Annotated in this window: 1 protein-coding gene; it reads right to left on the reverse strand. The window is 40.5% G+C overall.

The window, feature by feature from the left end:
• Window positions 1–182: 182 nt before the first annotated feature.
• A partial coding sequence (locus ACWFR1_RS40520; protein ID WP_453561180.1) for a YqaI family protein occupies window positions 183–279 on the reverse strand: 97 nt, incomplete at its 5' end.

A 279-nucleotide genomic window follows, 5' to 3' on the forward strand; every position in this document is an offset into this window, starting at 1 on the left:
ACAATAGAACCTCCAACCTGTCTTAAACGTTGCTGATCCTCCCCACGCTCGCTGAATGCCACTTTAACTGCTTTAGCCATGTATAAAACCTCCATTGATTTTCTTGAGGCTATCTGGTAGAATATTCTTACTTGAGTTTTCAGAAAGCCTTTAATTAAGTCCACTTGCCAGAGTGGGCTTTTTTAATGCTCATTTCTAAATTCAAAACCAAGATGCTCCTTTAGATAACGTTCAAGGTTTTCCCTCAAGATGACTTCACCCTCGGCACTATCTATCACG

It is taken from the genome of Streptomyces sp. NPDC055103 (assembly GCF_053607625.1).